Source organism: Embleya sp. NPDC005971 (genome assembly GCF_040629175.1).
Classification (GTDB): domain Bacteria; phylum Actinomycetota; class Actinomycetes; order Streptomycetales; family Streptomycetaceae; genus Embleya.
The window spans coordinates 126,720-142,676 of sequence record NZ_JBEXUX010000006.1; the positions used below are offsets into that span (position 1 = coordinate 126,720).

At 72.5% G+C, this 15,957-nt stretch carries 13 protein-coding genes; 10 read left to right on the plus strand and 3 right to left on the minus strand.

The genetic code is table 11. The features are described 5' to 3' along the window. Nucleotides 1-34 precede the first annotated feature (34 nt). Nucleotides 35-1,126 carry an adenylate/guanylate cyclase domain-containing protein gene (locus ABZ374_RS08445; RefSeq protein WP_360308135.1) on the plus strand — a complete coding sequence of 364 codons (1,092 nt, stop codon included), beginning with the start codon at nucleotides 35-37 and terminating at the stop codon, nucleotides 1,124-1,126. Between the two features lie 28 nt (nucleotides 1,127-1,154). Here the strand turns inward: ABZ374_RS08445 and ABZ374_RS08450 are convergent, their stop codons facing one another. Beyond that, entirely contained in the window at nucleotides 1,155-1,550 is a 396-nt protein-coding gene (locus tag ABZ374_RS08450; protein ID WP_360308138.1) for an SRPBCC family protein, read from the minus strand. A 461-nt stretch (nucleotides 1,551-2,011) separates the two neighbouring features. Between ABZ374_RS08450 and ABZ374_RS08455 the strand changes: the two genes are divergently transcribed. Next, on the plus strand, nucleotides 2,012-3,727 hold the full coding sequence (locus tag ABZ374_RS08455) for a sensor domain-containing diguanylate cyclase (protein WP_360308141.1): 1,716 nt from the start codon (nucleotides 2,012-2,014) through the stop codon (nucleotides 3,725-3,727). A 35-nt stretch (nucleotides 3,728-3,762) separates the two neighbouring features. Here ABZ374_RS08455 and fdhD read toward each other — a convergent pair whose 3' ends face one another. Beyond that, on the minus strand, nucleotides 3,763-4,611 hold the full coding sequence (gene fdhD, locus ABZ374_RS08460; RefSeq protein ID WP_360308144.1) for a formate dehydrogenase accessory sulfurtransferase FdhD: 849 nt from the start codon (nucleotides 4,609-4,611) through the stop codon (nucleotides 3,763-3,765). Nucleotides 4,612-4,760: 149 nt separating this feature from the next. On the opposite strand from fdhD, the gene hutH reads away from it, so the two are divergent. After that, nucleotides 4,761-6,344, plus strand: coding sequence for a histidine ammonia-lyase (gene hutH / locus ABZ374_RS08465; protein WP_360308147.1), 1,584 nt, complete (start codon nucleotides 4,761-4,763; stop codon nucleotides 6,342-6,344). A gap of 171 nt (nucleotides 6,345-6,515) precedes the next feature. Further along, nucleotides 6,516-7,376 carry a MurR/RpiR family transcriptional regulator gene (locus ABZ374_RS08470; RefSeq protein WP_360308150.1) on the plus strand — a complete coding sequence of 287 codons (861 nt, stop codon included), beginning with the start codon at nucleotides 6,516-6,518 and terminating at the stop codon, nucleotides 7,374-7,376. Nucleotides 7,377-7,404: 28 nt separating this feature from the next. Here the strand turns inward: ABZ374_RS08470 and ABZ374_RS08475 are convergent, their stop codons facing one another. Then, nucleotides 7,405-7,731 carry a hypothetical protein gene (locus ABZ374_RS08475; protein WP_360308153.1) on the minus strand — a complete coding sequence of 109 codons (327 nt, stop codon included), beginning with the start codon at nucleotides 7,729-7,731 and terminating at the stop codon, nucleotides 7,405-7,407. Between the two features lie 210 nt (nucleotides 7,732-7,941). On the opposite strand from ABZ374_RS08475, the gene hutU reads away from it, so the two are divergent. The 6 genes from hutU to ABZ374_RS08505 all read left to right on the plus strand — a co-directional run bounded on the left by hutU (nucleotide 7,942) and on the right by ABZ374_RS08505 (nucleotide 15,846). After that, nucleotides 7,942-9,615, plus strand: a complete 1,674-nt coding sequence (gene hutU, locus ABZ374_RS08480) for a urocanate hydratase (RefSeq protein WP_360308156.1) — start codon at nucleotides 7,942-7,944, stop codon at nucleotides 9,613-9,615. A 17-nt stretch (nucleotides 9,616-9,632) separates the two neighbouring features. After that, complete coding sequence (locus tag ABZ374_RS08485; protein ID WP_360308381.1) at nucleotides 9,633-10,820, plus strand: allantoate amidohydrolase; 1,188 nt, start codon at nucleotides 9,633-9,635, stop codon at nucleotides 10,818-10,820. Next, nucleotides 10,817-12,154: a formimidoylglutamate deiminase gene (locus tag ABZ374_RS08490; RefSeq protein WP_360308159.1), complete on the plus strand. Its 1,338-nt coding sequence runs from the start codon at nucleotides 10,817-10,819 to the stop codon at nucleotides 12,152-12,154. Before ABZ374_RS08485 ends, ABZ374_RS08490 begins: the two co-directional genes overlap by 4 nt. 61 nt (nucleotides 12,155-12,215) lie before the next feature. Next, the gene (gene hutI / locus ABZ374_RS08495) at nucleotides 12,216-13,382 is read left to right on the plus strand and encodes an imidazolonepropionase (RefSeq protein WP_360308162.1); all 1,167 of its coding nucleotides are present in this window, start codon (nucleotides 12,216-12,218) and stop codon (nucleotides 13,380-13,382) included. A gap of 185 nt (nucleotides 13,383-13,567) precedes the next feature. Beyond that, entirely contained in the window at nucleotides 13,568-14,764 is a 1,197-nt protein-coding gene (locus ABZ374_RS08500; RefSeq protein WP_360308165.1) for an acyl-CoA dehydrogenase family protein, read from the plus strand. 200 nt (nucleotides 14,765-14,964) lie between these two features. Then, nucleotides 14,965-15,846, plus strand: a complete 882-nt coding sequence (locus ABZ374_RS08505) for an alpha/beta hydrolase (protein ID WP_360308168.1) — start codon at nucleotides 14,965-14,967, stop codon at nucleotides 15,844-15,846. Nucleotides 15,847-15,957 lie beyond the last annotated feature (111 nt).

Sequence of the window (15,957 nt, forward strand, 5' to 3'; positions counted from 1 at the left end):
ACGAGACCATCCTTCGCACACCCGGTGGAGCCACATGCCCGAGGAACGGACCCGCGTGGAGCCCGGCGCGGGCGCCGGGGCCGACGCGGCCGATCAGCACGCCCTGCCCGACCTGTCCGACATCGAGGCGGTCCACAACACCATCGCCGACGTCGAGCAGGTCGTGCTCGGTGCCCCTCGCCGATACACCTCCGGCCAGGTCGCCGACCTGGTCGGGGTGCCCCTGGACGAGGCCCGCCGGTTGTGGCGCGGCCTGGGCTTCGCCGATTTCGGCCCGGCCCGTGCGTTCACCGACGCCGATGTCGCGGCGCTCAAGCACCTGCGCGAGCTGACCGAGTCCGGCTTGTTGCCGGCCACCGTCGCGGCGCAGTTCGTGCGCTCGGTCGGCCAGACCATGGCCCGGTTCGCCGAGTGGCAGACCGAGGCGTGGGTGGAGTACATCGGCAACGAACTCACCGGCAGCCGCTCCGAGCAGGTGGTCACCACCGCCGGCGACGTGATGCTCGAACTCGAACCGCTGGTCATCTACGCCTGGCGGCGCCACCTGGCCGCGGCCAGTTCGCGGGCGATGCAGGGCCTGACCGATCCGCAGACGGTGGGCCAGTCGCTGGCCGTCGGCTTCGCCGACCTGGTCGGCTTCACCCGGCTGTCGCGCAATCTGGAGGAGGCCGAGCTCGGCCGGCTCGTGCAGACCTTCGAGGACACCGCCGTCGACGTGATCGCCGAGCAGGGCGGGCGACTGGTCAAGACGCTGGGCGACGAGGTGTTGTTCGTGACCTTCTCGCCGGACTCGGCGGTCGAGCTGGGTCTGCGCCTGGTCGAGGCGATGGCCCAGGAGGAGGTGCTGCCCGCGCTGCGGGTGGGCATCGCGTACGGCCACGTGCTCTCGCGGATGGGCGACGTGTTCGGCACCACGGTCAACCTGGCCAGTCGGCTGACCGCGCTCAGCCCCAAGGACGCGGTGGTGGTCGATCGCGAACTGGCCGCGGCCCTGGAGGGCGACGACCGCTACGAACTGCACCCCATGTGGCGCCGGCCGGTCCGCGGCCTGGGTCTGGTCGAACCGTGGACGGTGTGCCGCCCGGGCACTCTGCTGCCCGATCCGCTCGGTGTGAGCGGCGGCTGAGGCCGGCGCCCGACCTCTCGCGCCGCGCTCAGGCGAACGTCTCGCGCAGCGTCCGCAGCGCGGGTCGCATCACCCGGTGTTCGAGTTCGCGCAACACCGGGAGTTGTTCGCTCGGTGTGCTCTCGAACCGCACCGACCACACGACCAGGCACATCGTGCCGCCCGCGATCGACTCCAGCGCGAGTCGGCCCAGCAGCGGCGGACCGTCGAGCGCCCGGTAGGTGTAGGTGTGCCCGACCGCGTCGTGCGAGACCAGTCGTTCGCGCACGGTCGAGCCGTCCGGCCTACGTACGCGTCGCTCGCCCCGGGAGTGTCCCTCGATCGGCCGGGCGTACCAGTTGGACGGGTCCTCGAAGTCTCCCACCGCCTCCCAGATCCGGACGGCCGGTATGTCGATCGCGGCGATGACGGAAAGCGTGGGCACGCGTTCGCTCCTTCGGGCTGTGCCCGCGACCGTACTCTTTCGGCCCCGCTCCCGGGACCCCTCCACGCTCTCTTCACAACCACGCTCCGCCCACCACCCTGCTGCGCTACGGAGCGGACACGGGGCGTTGCGGGTTCCGGGCACAGGAGTAATGTGCGCAGGACGCGAAGCCGGGGTATACAAGCGCTTCGCTCGCATCGCAGCGAGCCCCCGGGCCTACGCGCGGGTATCCGAGCACGGATGCCGGCGCCGACCGGCGCCGACAACAGGAACGCACGCGAACAGCGACCCGTCGAGGTGGCGGCATGACGCGAGTGCACGTTGCGGTTAATCGGGCAATACATGACATATCCTCTGGTCTGGGTGCTGGTGGATTGGGGGTGAGGACCGTAGCTTCGCGACCCGATCCGAGTGCTCCGGGAACGGAGGGCTCGGGCGGCACACCCGAGGATCTGCCCGGCATGCCGGGAGACACGTGTCCGGAACCCGTCGCCCTGGTCGAGGGTCCGGACGCGGCCCGCAGGCTGCACGCGATCATCCATCTGGCCAAGACGCTCGCCACGACCCATCACTTCTCCGAGGTGGTCCGGGTGTCCGCGACCCAGGCGCGGCTGGCGACGGAGGCCGCGCACGCCTCGATCTCGGTCTGGGAGCGGGACACCGGGCGGCTGCGGGTGCTGGTCAACGACGGCGAACTCGCCGAGGGCGAGGAACCGCTGCCCACCGCGGAGACGTATCCGGTCACCGACTTCCCGGACATCATCGAGTCCGCGGCCTGGCCGACCACGTGGTCGCGCTGTGTGGACGATCCCGAGCACGCGCGCGACGCCGAGCGGGTCGCGGCGATGTTGCGCCGGGGTCGGCACGACTGCGTGGTCGCGCCGATCATGGTCGAGGGCCGGGTGTGGGGCGAGCTGTATCTGGCCCGGCGTGCCGACCAGCCGCGCTTCGAACCGGTGGACGCCGAGTTCGCCGGGGTGCTGGCCGCGCAGATCTCGGCCGGCCTGGCCCAGGCGGAACACTTCGAGCGGATCGAGAAGCTGGCCTTCACCGACCCGCTGACCGGGCTGGCCAATCGACGCGCGATCGACGCCAGGCTGGACGAGGCGATGGCCCGGCACTACCGCGACGGCGTCGTGGTCAGCCTGATCGTCTGCGACGTCAACGGCCTCAAGCGGCTCAACGACGAACGTGGGCACGACGTCGGCGACCGGCTCCTGGAGCGCTTCGCCGACCAGCTCTCCGCGTGTGGCGCGATGTTGCCGGGGGCGATGGCCGCCCGGCTCGGCGGCGACGAGTTCTGTGTACTGGCCGAGGGCTATCCGCCGGACGACGTGGTCGTGGTCGCCGAGGAGTTGTGTCGACGCGCGCTGCGCATGCACGACGGCGAGGGCGTGGCCTGCGGCGTGGCCTCCACCGGCGACCCGGTGGGCCCGGTGACCAGCGCGGATCGCCTGTTCCGGCTCGCCGACGCGGCGCAGTACCGGGCCAAGGGCTCCCGCTCGACCCGGCCGGTGGTCGCCGGCCGCGGCCAGCAGCCCGACCTGACCCTGTCGCTGGCGAGCGAGGCGCAGGAGGAGGCGGAGGCGGAGGGCCCCGGTCCGCACCGCGACCGGCGCCGCTTCCGGGGCGCGCTGCACAACGCCGAACCCGGCCGGTTGCTCGCGGCGGTGCTCGCCGTGCTGGACGAGCGCGAGCCCAAGAGCGTGCATCGCGCGGACACCCTGGGCCGGCTGGAAATCGTCGCCGACACCTTCGCCCGGATGCTGGACGGGGTCGCCTGGTGGGTGTCCTACCTGCCGCCGGGCGGCCGGGTCCTGCGCACCGTGCGCTATTCGATCCACCGACTGACCGGCGTGCAGAGCGAATCGGGGTCGCGCTACGACGCGGTCGCCGCCGAATACGACCTGGCGCACTACCCGGCCACGGCGGACGCGGTGCAGGGCGGCAGCTTCGTCGCCGAACTGGGCAACCCGGGCACCGACCCGGCCGAGGAGGACCTGCTCCTGGTCGGCGGCTACAAGGCGATGGTCGCCGCCGGCGGCAGCAACGCCGCGGGCGGCTGGCTGGTCGAGATCTACGCCGACGACCTGAGTCTGAGCGTCACCGGCCTGGCCCCGGTGTTGCGCGCGCTGGTCGCGGTGGCGCTGACCGGGGGCGCCTCGCTGCCGGAGTAACGGGCCGTCGTCGGTTTCCGGGCCGGTCTCCGCACTCAGGCCGACGGGTCGCCGCGCCGCACCGTCACCCGATCCTGATGGCTGTACACATTGGCCGAGCGCCCGCGCAGGAAGCCGACCAGGGTCACCCCCGCGTCCGCGGCCAGGTCCACCGCCAGCCCGGACGGGGCGGACACCGCGGCCATCATCGGCACCCCCGCCATCGCGGCCTTCTGGGTCAGCTCGAAGGAGGCCCGTCCGCTCACCATCAGCACGTGTCCGGCCAACGGCAACCGGCCCTCACGCAGCGCCCAGCCGACCACCTTGTCCACCGCGTTGTGCCGGCCCACGTCCTCGCGCACGCACACCATCTCGCCGGTCGCGGTGAACAGACCCGCCGCGTGCAGGCCGCCGGTGCTGGCGAACACCTTCTGCGCCGCGCGCAGCCGATCGGGCAGCGCGTACAGCACCTCGGCGTCCACCCGCACCTCGTCCGCGTGCACGTCGAAGCGGGACATCCGGCGCAGCCCGTCGATGCCGGTGCTGCCGCAGATCCCGCACGCGCTCGACGTCCACACCCCGCGCATCAGGCCCGGGTCGGGGGCGGGCACGTGCGGTGCGAGCACCGCGTCCACCACGTTGTAGGTGTTGTGGCCCTCGTCGTCGGTGCCCGCGCAGTAGCGCATCGCGGCCAGGTCCTCGGCCGCGCCGACCACGCCCTCGGCCGCCAGGAATCCGGCGACCAGGTCGAAGTCGTCGCCCGGTGTGCGCATGGTCACCGTGATGGTGCGCCCGCCGATCCGGATGTCCAGCGGCTCCTCGGCGACGAGCGTGTCGGTGCGGGTGACGGCCGGTGCGTCGCCGCCCAGCCGCAAGACCTTGTGGCGAGAGGTGACCCGACCCACGGCACTGCCTTTCCTCGGTCCGCTCCGGGCGCTCGGATTCGCTCCGGAGGTGTACGACTCGAACGTTCGGCACGACACGAACGTCCCGAACGCCATCCGGCACGGTAGCCGCCCCTGGCATTGTCGCAATCCATGCACATAATGTTCGAGTGAATAATGATCTGCACAACGCCCTCGAAACCGCCCCCGCCACCGTCTCGATCGGCGAGGCCGGGATGTCTCCGCAGGACGTCCTCGCGGTCGCCCGCGCCGGCGCACGCGTCGAACTCACCGACCTCGCGCTCAAGGCGATGGCCGGCTCCCGCGCGGTGGTCGAGGGACTCGCCGCGCGCACCGAACCCGTCTACGGGGTGTCCACCGGCTTCGGCGCGCTCGCCGTCCGGCACATCAGCCCCGAACTGCGCACCCGCCTCCAGCACTCGCTGGTGCGCTCGCACGCGGCCGGCATGGGCCCCCGGGTCGAGGACGAGGTGGTCCGCGCGCTGATGTTGCTGCGGCTCAAGACCCTGTGCTCGGGTCGTACGGGGGTGCGGCCGATCGTCGCGCAGACCATGGCCGGGCTGCTCAACGCGGGCATCACGCCGGTGGTCCGCGAATTCGGCTCGCTCGGCTGCAGTGGCGACCTGGCCCCGCTGGCGCACTGCGCGCTCGTGCTCACCGGCGAGGGCGAGGCGGCCGGCCGCGACGGCGTGGTGCGACCCGCCGCCGAACTGCTCGCCGCCGCCGGCCTGGAGCCGATCGAGCTCAAGGAGAAGGAGGGGCTGGCGCTGATCAACGGCACCGACGGCATGCTGGGCATGTTGTTGATGGCCGGAGCCGACCTCGCCCGCCTGTTCACCACCGCCGACATCACCGCCGCGATGACCATGGAGGCGCTGCTCGGCACCTCCCGGGTGCTCGACCCGGCGCTGCACGCCATCCGCCCGCACCCGGGCCAGGCGGCCAGCGCGGCCAACATGCTGCGGGTGCTCCAGGGCTCGGCGCTGACCGGGCACCATCAGGACGCGGCGCCTCGGGTGCAGGACGCCTATTCGGTGCGCTGTGCGCCGCAGGTCGCGGGCGCGGGCCGGGACACCCTCGCGCACGCGCTGCTGGTCGCCGACCGCGAACTCGCCTCCGCCGTGGACAACCCGGTGATCCTGGAGGACGGCCGGATCGAGTCCAACGGCAACTTCCACGGCGCCCCGGTCGGCTACGTGCTCGACTTCCTCGCCGTCGCGGTGGCCGACCTCGGCTCGATCGCCGAGCGCCGCACCGACCGCCTGCTCGACCCCTCCCGCTCGCACGGGCTGCCGGCGTTCCTGGCCGACGACCCCGGGGTCGACTCCGGCCTGATGATCGCCCAGTACACCCAGGCCGCGCTCGTCTCCGAGTGCAAGCGGCTGGCGGTGCCCGCCTCGGCGGACTCGATCCCCAGCTCGGCGATGCAGGAGGACCACGTCTCGATGGGCTGGAGCGCGGCCCGCAAGCTGCGCCGCGCGATCGACAACCTGAACCGCGTCCTGGCCATCGAGCTCACCACCGCCGCCCGTGCCCTGGACATGCGCGTGGCCGCCGGCCTGGGTGCCCCGGCGCCCGCCACGGCCGCGGTGATCGCCGCGCTGCGGGCGAGCGGCGGCGAAGGGGTGGGCCCGGACCGCTTCCTGGCCCCCGACCTGGAGGCCGCGGACGCCTTCGTCCGGGCGGGCAAGGTGGTCGAGGCCGCCGCCTCGGTGGCCGGCGAGCTGAACTGATCCGGAGCGGGCCGAACTGACATCACGTCAGATCAGGCAGGATTGTCCGACGCGGACCGCCGCTTTGGTGGCGGTCCGCGTCCACCCGTAGTGCCGAACCACGTCCACGGTGCCGAACCACGTCCGCCGCGGCGGCGGGCGCGGCCGAGCGACGACCAGCAACGAGGAGACATGTCGGTGGCCGACGACGACGCGAGCCCTTCCGCCCGCCTGCTCGCCCTTTTCGAGCGCCACCGGCTCACCCCCACCCAGCGCCGGATCGCGCACTGCCTGGTCCGGCACGCGGGCGAGGCGGTGTTCCTCTCCAGCGTCGAGGTGGCCCAGCTCGCCGGGGTCAGCCAGCCGTCGGTGACCCGGTTCGCGGTCGCGCTCGGCTTCGACGGCTATCCGGCGCTGCGCCGGCACCTGCGCGAACTCGGGTTGCCCACCACCGCCGAGTCCTCGGCCGAGGTGGACCGCAACGAATACGTCGGCGCCGTGCACGCCGAGATCGCGAACCTGACCCGCCTGGCCGAGCAACTCGCCGACCCGGGCCCGATCGCGCGCGCCGCCGCGCTGCTGGCGCCCTCACGCCCGCTGGTGGTGCTCGGTCTGCGTACCGGCATGGCGCCCGCGCGCGGCTTCGGCTACTTCGCGGCCAAGGTGTTGCCCGAGGTGCGGGTCCTGGACGAGGGCGGCTCGCTCCTGGTGGACCGGCTCGACCAGGCCCGCGCGGCGGGCGCGACCGGCCTGCTGTGCTTCGCGCTGCCGAGGTATCCGCGCGAGTTGGCCGAGGGCCTGCGGGTCGCGCGTGATCTGGGCATGCGGATCGTCACCGTCACCGACAGCCCGTTCGCGCCGGCGGCGGCCCTGTCCGACGCGGTGCTGATCGCGGGCGTCGGCTCGCAACTGGTCTTCGATTCGTACGGCGCGCCGATCCTGATGGGGCAGATCCTGCTCCAGGCGATGTGCGACATCGAGCCCGCGCGGGCGCAGGTTCGGCTGGAGGAGTTCGAGCGACAGGCGGGCGAGCGCGGCTTGTTCGACGTGTGAGCGGCCGGGCGGGGACAAAGGACACGCCCTAACGCCGCCGGGGATCCTTGTCGAGCGAGACGTGCCGCTCGGGGGTCGGCGGCCGGCCGGGGCCGCGCTCCGCCGGCATCAGCGAGATCGCGCCCAGCATGGTCAGTACGCCGACGAGCGCCGCGCCGCCCGCGATCAGCGCGGTGTCCCGATAGCGCGGGATGCTGAGCAGGAAGCCGCCGGTGCACAACAGCGCGCCGATCATCACCACCAGTGCCACCACGCCCGGCTCACGCCCGCGGCCGCGCACCAGCATCACCAGGCCGGCGAAGGCGACGAACGCGCCCAGTGCGGTGATCGCCCAGAGCACCTCCTGCAGATCCATGCGGTCCGGCTACCCGGCGCCGCCGCGCGCCGACCACCGATGGCATGAAATGGCTCCGAATGGGTCAAGTCCCCCGATGTCGCGCCGGGCCGGCTCGCTCGCGCGGCCGGGGCTCTCTTGGCGACGCCTTGCGGAACAGATAGATTCACTCTCGAAGCGACTGAATGTTTTCATACAGAAATCGTGCATCGGGACAGAAGGGGCGCCGCCATGTCGGACCACACCGCAGGACCGCGCGAGGTGCGCGCACCACGCGGAAGCACGCTCACCACCCGCGGCTGGCAGCAGGAAGGCGCCCTGCGGATGTTGCTCAACAACCTCGACCCCGAGGTCGCCGAGCACCCCGACAAGCTGGTCGTCTACGGCGGCACCGGCAAGGCGGCCCGCGACTGGCGCTCCTTCGAGGCGATCACCCGCACGCTGACCACGCTGAAGCAGGACGAGACGCTGCTCGTGCAGTCCGGCCGTCCGGTCGGCGTGATGCAGACCCACGAGTGGGCCCCGCGCGTGCTGATCGCCAACTCCAACCTGGTGCCCGACTGGGCCAACTGGGAGGAGTTCCGCCGGCTGGAGTCGGCCGGTCTGACCATGTACGGCCAGATGACCGCCGGCTCGTGGATCTACATCGGCACCCAGGGCATCCTCCAGGGCACCTACGAGACCTTCGCCGCGGTGGCGGCCAAGCGCTTCGGCGGCACCCTGGAAGGCACCATCACGCTGACCGCCGGCCTGGGCGGCATGGGCGGCGCGCAGCCGCTGGCGGTGACCATGAACGGCGGCGTGGTCATCTGTATCGACTGCGACCCCTCGCGGATCGACCGCCGGATCGAGCACGGCTACTGCGACACCCGGGTCGAGACGCTGGACGCCGCGCTGGAGCTCGCGGTCCAGGCGCGCGACGCCCGCCGGCCGCTGTCCATCGGCCTGCTGGGCAACGCCGCCGAGCTGGTCCCGCAACTGCTCGCGATGGACGCGCCGATCGACATCGTCACCGACCAGACCTCGGCCCACGACCCGCTCGCCTACCTCCCGGTCGGCGTCGCGTTCGAGGACATGGCCGAGTACGCGCGCACCAAGCCCGCCGAGTTCACCGAGCGCGCCCGCGAGTCGATGGCCCGCCACGTCGAGGCGATGGTCGGCTTCCAGGACAAGGGCGCCGAGGTCTTCGACTACGGCAACTCGATCCGCGGCGAGGCGCAACTGGCGGGCTACACCCGCGCGTTCGACTTCCCCGGCTTCGTCCCGGCGTACATCCGGCCGCTGTTCTGCGAAGGCAAGGGCCCGTTCCGCTGGGCCGCGCTCTCCGGCGACGCGCGCGACATCGCCAAGACCGACAAGGCCGTGCTCGACCTGTTCCCGGAGAACGAGTCGCTGGCCCGCTGGATCAAGCTGGCCCAGGAGAAGGTGCACTTCCAGGGGCTGCCCGCGCGGATCTGCTGGCTGGGTTACGGCGAGCGGGACAAGGCCGGCGAGCGGTTCAACGACATGGTCGCCTCGGGCGAGTTGGCCGCGCCGATCGTGATCGGCCGCGACCACCTCGACTGCGGCTCGGTGGCCAGCCCGTACCGGGAGACCGAGGGCATGCTCGACGGCTCCGACGCGATCGCCGACTGGCCGCTGCTGAACGCGATGGTCAACGTGGCCTCGGGCGCCTCGTGGGTGTCCATCCACCACGGCGGCGGGGTGGGCATCGGCCGCTCGATCCACGCCGGTCAGGTCACCGTCGCGGACGGCACACCGCTGGCGGGCGAGAAGATCCGCCGAGTGCTCACCAACGACCCCGGCATGGGCGTGATCCGGCACGTGGACGCCGGCTACGACCGTGCGGTCGACGTCGCGGACGAGCGCGACGTGCGGGTGCCGATGCGCGAAGGCGACGCGTGAGCACCGGCTTCGAGGCGATGTGGCGCGACCTGCTTCCGGTGGGTCGCGCCACGACCGGCGGCTACCGCCGGTACGCGTGGACCGGCGCCGACGCGGAGTGCCGCGCGTGGTTTCGCGAGCAGGCCGAGAACCGGAATCTGAGCTACGAGGAGGACCGCAACGGCAACCAGTGGGCGTGGACCGCGCCCGGCGCCGACGCGATCGTGATCGGCAGCCACCTGGACTCGGTGCCGGACGGCGGTGCCTACGACGGGCCGCTGGGCGTGGTCTCCTCGTTCGCCGCACTCGACCTGCTGCGCGAGCGCGGCGCCGACTTGGCGCGGCCGCTGGGCATCGTCAACTTCGCCGACGAGGAGGGCGCCCGGTTCAACGTCGCGTGCGTCGGATCGCGGTTGTCCGCCGGGGTGCTGACGCCGGATCAGGCGCGGGCCCTGCGGGACGCCGACGGGATCCTTTTGGGCGACGCGATGGAGCGGGCCGGGTTCGATCCGGCCGGGATCGGCGCCGATCCGGAACGGCTGGGCCGGGTCGGCGCGTTCGTCGAACTGCACGTCGAACAGGGCCGCGACCTGGTGCACCGCGATCGCGCGGTGGGCGTGGCCTCGGCGATCTGGCCGCACGGGCGCTGGCGGTTCGACTTCCGCGGCGAGGCCAACCACGCGGGCACCACCCGCCTGGAGGACCGGCACGACCCGATGCTGACCTACGCCAACACCGTGCTCGCGGCCCGGAAGAAGGCCCACCTCTCCGGGGCGCTGGCCACCTTCGGCAAGGTCGACGCGCGCCCCGGCGCGGCCAACGCGATCGCCTCCGAGGTGCGCGGTTGGCTCGACTCGCGGGCCGCCGACGAGCACACCCTGGACGAGGTGGTCGCCGAGATCATCCGGGCCGCCACCGAGCGCGGCGACCGGGACGGGGTCGACGTGCGGGTCACCCGCGAGTCGTTCACCCCGGTCGTCGAGTTCGAGGGCTCGCTGCGCGACCGGCTCGCCAAGCGGCTCGGCGGCGCGCCGATCCTGCCCACCGGCGCCGGGCACGACGCGGGCATCCTGTCCGCGCGTGTGCCCACCGCGATGTTGTTCGTGCGCAACCCGACCGGCGTGTCGCACTCGCCGGCGGAACGCGCCGAGATGGTGGACTGCCTGACGGGCGTCACGGCGCTCGCCGACGTGGTGGCCGACCTGATGAGCGAGGATCTCGGGTGAGCGAGTACTGGTGTGAGTTGGTGCAGACCCGCACCGGCATCGAACGCGACGTGGTGCTCTCGATCGAGGACGGCCGGATCGAGTCGGTCACCCCCGACCGCCCGGTGCCCCCGGGCGCCTCGGTGCTGCCCGGCCTGACCCTGCCGGGCCTGGCCAACGCCCACTCGCACGCCTTCCACCGGGCGCTGCGCGGACGCACCCAGACCGGCACCGGCACGTTCTGGACCTGGCGCGACCAGATGTACCAGGCGGCCGGCCGGCTGGACCCGGACAGCTACCTGGCGCTCGCCCGGGCGGTGTACGCGGAGATGGCCCTGGCCGGGATCACCTCCGTCGGCGAGTTCCACTATCTGCACCACGGCCCGGACGGCACCCCGTACCGCGACCCCAACGCGATGGGCCACGCGCTGATCGAGGCGGCCCGCCAGGCCGGCATCCGGATCACCCTGCTGGACACCTGCTACCTGCACGGCGGCCTCACCGCCGACGGCTATCGGCCGTTGGAGGGCGTGCAGCGTCGGTTCGGCGACGGCGGTTCGGACGCCTGGTACCAGCGCTGGAGCGCGCTGCGCGGCGACGAGAACACCCGGATCGGCGCGGCCGTCCACTCGGTCCGGGCGTTCGCCGCGAAGGACGACTACGCGACCTGGGCCGCCCGTACCGCGGGTGTCCCGGTGCACGTGCACCTGTCCGAGCAGCCAGCGGAGAACGCGGCGTGCGTCGCGCATCACGGGCTCACCCCCACCGGGTTGCTGGACGCGCACGGCTTCTGGAGCGCGCACGCGACGGCGGTACACGCGACCCACCTCACCGACGCCGACATCGCCGCACTGGCCCGGGCCGGTGCGGGCGTGTGCTTTTGTCCGACCACCGAACGCGACCTCGCCGACGGCATCGGTCCGGCCGGCGAGCTGGCCCGGGCGGGCGTGCCGCTGTCCCTGGGCAGCGACAGCCAGGCGGTGATCGACCTGTTCGAGGAGGCCCGCGCGGTCGAACTCGACGAACGGCTGCGCACCGGGCAGCGGGGCCACTTCACCTCCGCCGCGCTGCTCGCGTACGCCACCGCCACCGGCCATCGGGCGCTCGGTTGGGCCGACGCCGGCCGGATCGAGCCCGGCGCCCTGGCCGACCTGACCACGATCGGCCTGGACTCGGTCCGCCTGGCCGGCACCGTCCCGCGTCTGGCCACCGAGGCGGCGGTGTTCGCGGCCACCGCGAGCGACGTCACGCACGTCATGGTCGGCGGTCGCACCATCGTCCGCGACGGCGTGCACCAACTCGTGGACGCGGTCCCGCAGGCGCTGACCGCGGCCGTGCACGGGCTGTTCGGCTGATCCACGGCCGCCTCCTCCTTGAAGCGGCCACTCCACCTCGGACCGAAGGGACCACTCGCGCGTGGCCACCACCCTCATCACCAACATCGGCTCGCTGGTCACCAACGACCCGGACCTGGGATCGGGCCCGCTCGGCCTGATCCGCGATGCGGCGCTCGTGCTCGACGGCGACCGGGTCGCGTGGGTGGGGGCCGCCGCGAGTGCCCCCGACGCCGACACCCGGCACGACGCCCAGCGGCGCGCGGTGCACCCGGGCTTCGTCGACTCGCACGCGCACCTGGTGTTCGCGGGCGACCGCACCGCCGAATTCGACGCGCGGATGTCCGGCCAGGCGTACCGGGCCGGCGGCATCCGGACCACCGTCGCCGCGACCCGCGCCGCGAGCGACGAACAGTTGGCCGACAACGCCGCACGGCTGATCGCGGAGGCGGCCCGCCAGGGCACCACCACGATCGAGATCAAGTCCGGCTACGGCCTCACCGTCGCGGACGAGGAACGCGCGCTGCGGATCGCGTCCGCGTTCACCCCCGAGACCACCTACCTGGGCGCACACATCGTCGCGCCGGAGTACGCGGACGACGCGGCCGGCTACGTCGACCTGGTCACCGGCCCGATGCTCGACGCGTGTGCGCCGCACGCCCGCTGGGTGGACGTGTTCTGCGAGCGCGGCGCCTTCGACGGCGACCAGGCCCGGGCGATCCTGAAGGCGGGCGCCGCCCGCGGCCTGATCCCGCGCGTGCACGCCAACCAGCTCGGCCCCGGGCCCGGCGTACAACTCGCCGTCGAACTCGGCGCGGCCTCGGCCGACCACTGCACCCACCTCACCGACGCCGACGTGGACGCGCTCGCCGCCGGCGACACGGTGGCCACGCTGCTCCCGGGCGCCGAGTTCTCCACCCGCGCGGTCTACCCCGACGCCCGCCGGCTGTTCGCCGCCGGCGTCGACGTCGCGCTGTCCACCGACTGCAACCCCGGTTCGAGCTATACCACGTCGATGCCGTTCTGCATCGCGCTCGCGGTCCGCGACATGGGCATGACCCCGGACCAGGCGCTGCACGCGGCGACCGCCGGTGGCGCGCGTGCGCTGCGCCGCACGGACGTGGGCGTGCTGCGTCCGGGCGCGCGCGCCGACGTGGTCGAACTCGACGCGCCCTCGCACGTACATCTGGCCTACCGGCCGGGGGTGCCGCTGGTGCGTGGGGTGTGGCGCGCCGGAGTGCGGTTCTGACCTTGGGTGATCGCCGGTCCGTATGCCTGTCAGTGCGTTCGAAATCGACGTGCCCGCGTTACGGACCCCCTCTGTCGCGACTCGCCGCGCTCGTGGATACTCCCCGGTAACTCTCTCAACCAGAAGCGTGGCCGGGACCTCGGTGGGTGAGGCCCGGACATGCGCAGACGGAAGGAGCGCCGCCCATGGGCCGCCTCGCACAGACCGACGGACTCACCGATGTCCAGCGGGAGATCCTCGCCACCGTCCGCACCTTCGTGGACAAGGAGATCATCCCGGTCGCCACCGAGCTGGAGCACCGGGACGAGTACCCGGCGGAGATCGTCGAGGGCATGAAGGCCATGGGCCTGTTCGGTCTGATGATCCCGGAGGAGTACGGCGGCCTCGGCGAGTCGCTGCTGACCTACGCCCTCGTGGTCGAGGAGATCGCGCGCGGTTGGATGAGCGTGTCCGGCATCATCAACACGCACTTCATCGTCGCGTACATGATCAAGCAGCACGGCACCGACGAGCAGAAGGCGTACTACCTGCCGAAGATGGCCGAGGGCGAGATCCGGGGCGCGTTCTCGATGTCCGAGCCGCATTGCGGGTCGGACGTCTCGGCGATCCGCACCAAGGCGGTGCCGGACGGCGAGTTCTACGTGCTCAACGGCCAGAAGATGTGGCTCACCAACGGCGGCAGCGCCAACCTGGTCGCGGTGCTCACCAAGACCGAGCTGGGCGAGGAGTCGGTCTACCGGAACATGACCACGTTCCTGATCGACAAGGAGTCCGGCTTCGGCGAGACGCGCCCGGGCCTGACCATCCCCGGCAAGATCGAGAAGATGGGCTACAAGGGAGTCGACACCACCGAGATGGTGCTCGACAACTGTCGGGTGCCGGCCGACCGGATCCTGGGCGGGGTGCCCGGCAAGGGCTTCTACCAGATGATGGACGGCGTCGAGGTGGGCCGGGTGAACGTGGCCGCGCGCGGCTGCGGGGTCGCGCAGCGCGCCTTCGAGCTGGGCATCCGGTACGCGCAGCAGCGGGAGACCTTCGGCAAGCCGCTGACCGGCCACCAGGCGATCCAGTTCAAGCTGGCCGAGATGGCCACCAAGGTCGAGGCCGCGCACGCGATGATGGTCAACGCGGCGCGCAAGAAGGACGCCGGCGAGCGCAACGACCTCGAGGCGGGGATGGCCAAGTACCTGGCCTCCGAGTACTGCAAGGAGGTCGTCGAGGACGCGTTCCGGATCCATGGCGGGTACGGGTTCTCGAAGGAGTTCGAGATCGAGAGGCTCTACCGCGAGGCGCCGATGTTGCTGATCGGCGAGGGCACCGCCGAGATCCAGAAGATGATCATCGGGCGGCGCCTGCTGGAGGACTACAAGCTCAAGGGCTGACGCCCCGGGCCCGTCGTACCCCGCCCGCGGATCCCCGGGGCGGGGTACGACACGTGCCCGGTCGGCGGCACGGGCGCCGTGCGACCAACCGGGTCCGGTATCGCTCCGGTTGGCGGTAGCGGTCGCGTCGCGGCGGGCGCGGGCCCGGGGTGCGGCCGATGATGGCGAAATGTGTAACCGCCAGTGATCGGGAGCCCGCCATGGCCGTGAAACGCCCGGTACCGGTACCGCCCGGCGCATTCGTTCGGATCGACGGGACCGCCCTGCACGTGGTCCGCGAAGGGTCCGGCCCCGTGGTGATCGCCACCAGCGGGCTCGGCGGCGCGTGGTTCGACTGGGATCCGGTGGTGCCGCTGCTGACGGCCGACTGCACGGTGGTCCGGTTCGACCGCCCGGGCCTGGGTTACTCCGAGCCGGACCCGCGACCGCCGACCCTGGTGCACGAGGCGGATCGGATCGCCGCGCTGGCCGACGCGCTCGCGCTGCCCGGTCCCTACGTCCTGCTGGCCCACTCGCTCGGTGCGTTCCACGTCGAGGGCTTCGCCCGGATGTACCCCGAGCGCACCGCGGGCCTGGTGCTGGTGGACCCGAGCAACGAGGACAAGCCCAGGCGGCGGCCCGCCCGCCGGGCCCGGGTCCGGGCCGCGCGGGTGACCGGGGGAGCGATGCGGGTCAGCGGGCTGGCGCACGCGGTCGGCCCGGCGGCGCGCCGGTCGATCCTGTTCACCCAGTCGCGCCGACACCGCGACGTGGCGGACGCGCGCTGGGTGCGCGGGGCGTACGGGTCGGGCCGGTTCTTCGCGACCGCGTTGATCGAGAACACCACCTACTTCGACGTGGCCGCCGAACTCGCCGACCTGCGCCGGGTGGCACCGCTCCCGGACGTGCCGTTGCGGGTGCTGGCTGCCGCCGGCGGCTACGAGAGCCTGGCCGCCCGGGCCCGCTGGGTGCGCGCGCTGCGCACTCTGGCGAACCTGTCCCCGCGCGGGCGTTGCGAGGTGCTGGACGACTCGGCGCACTTCGTGATGTCGGACCGGCCGGACGCGGTGGCCGACGCGGTGCGCGAGGTGTTGTCGGACTAGTCGGCTCTTCGGGTGATCGTCACGTGTTGTCACGAATATCGCCGGGTACCCGGTCCGGGTCGAAGCACCACCCGACCCACCAACCGACGACCAACCGACGACCAACCGACA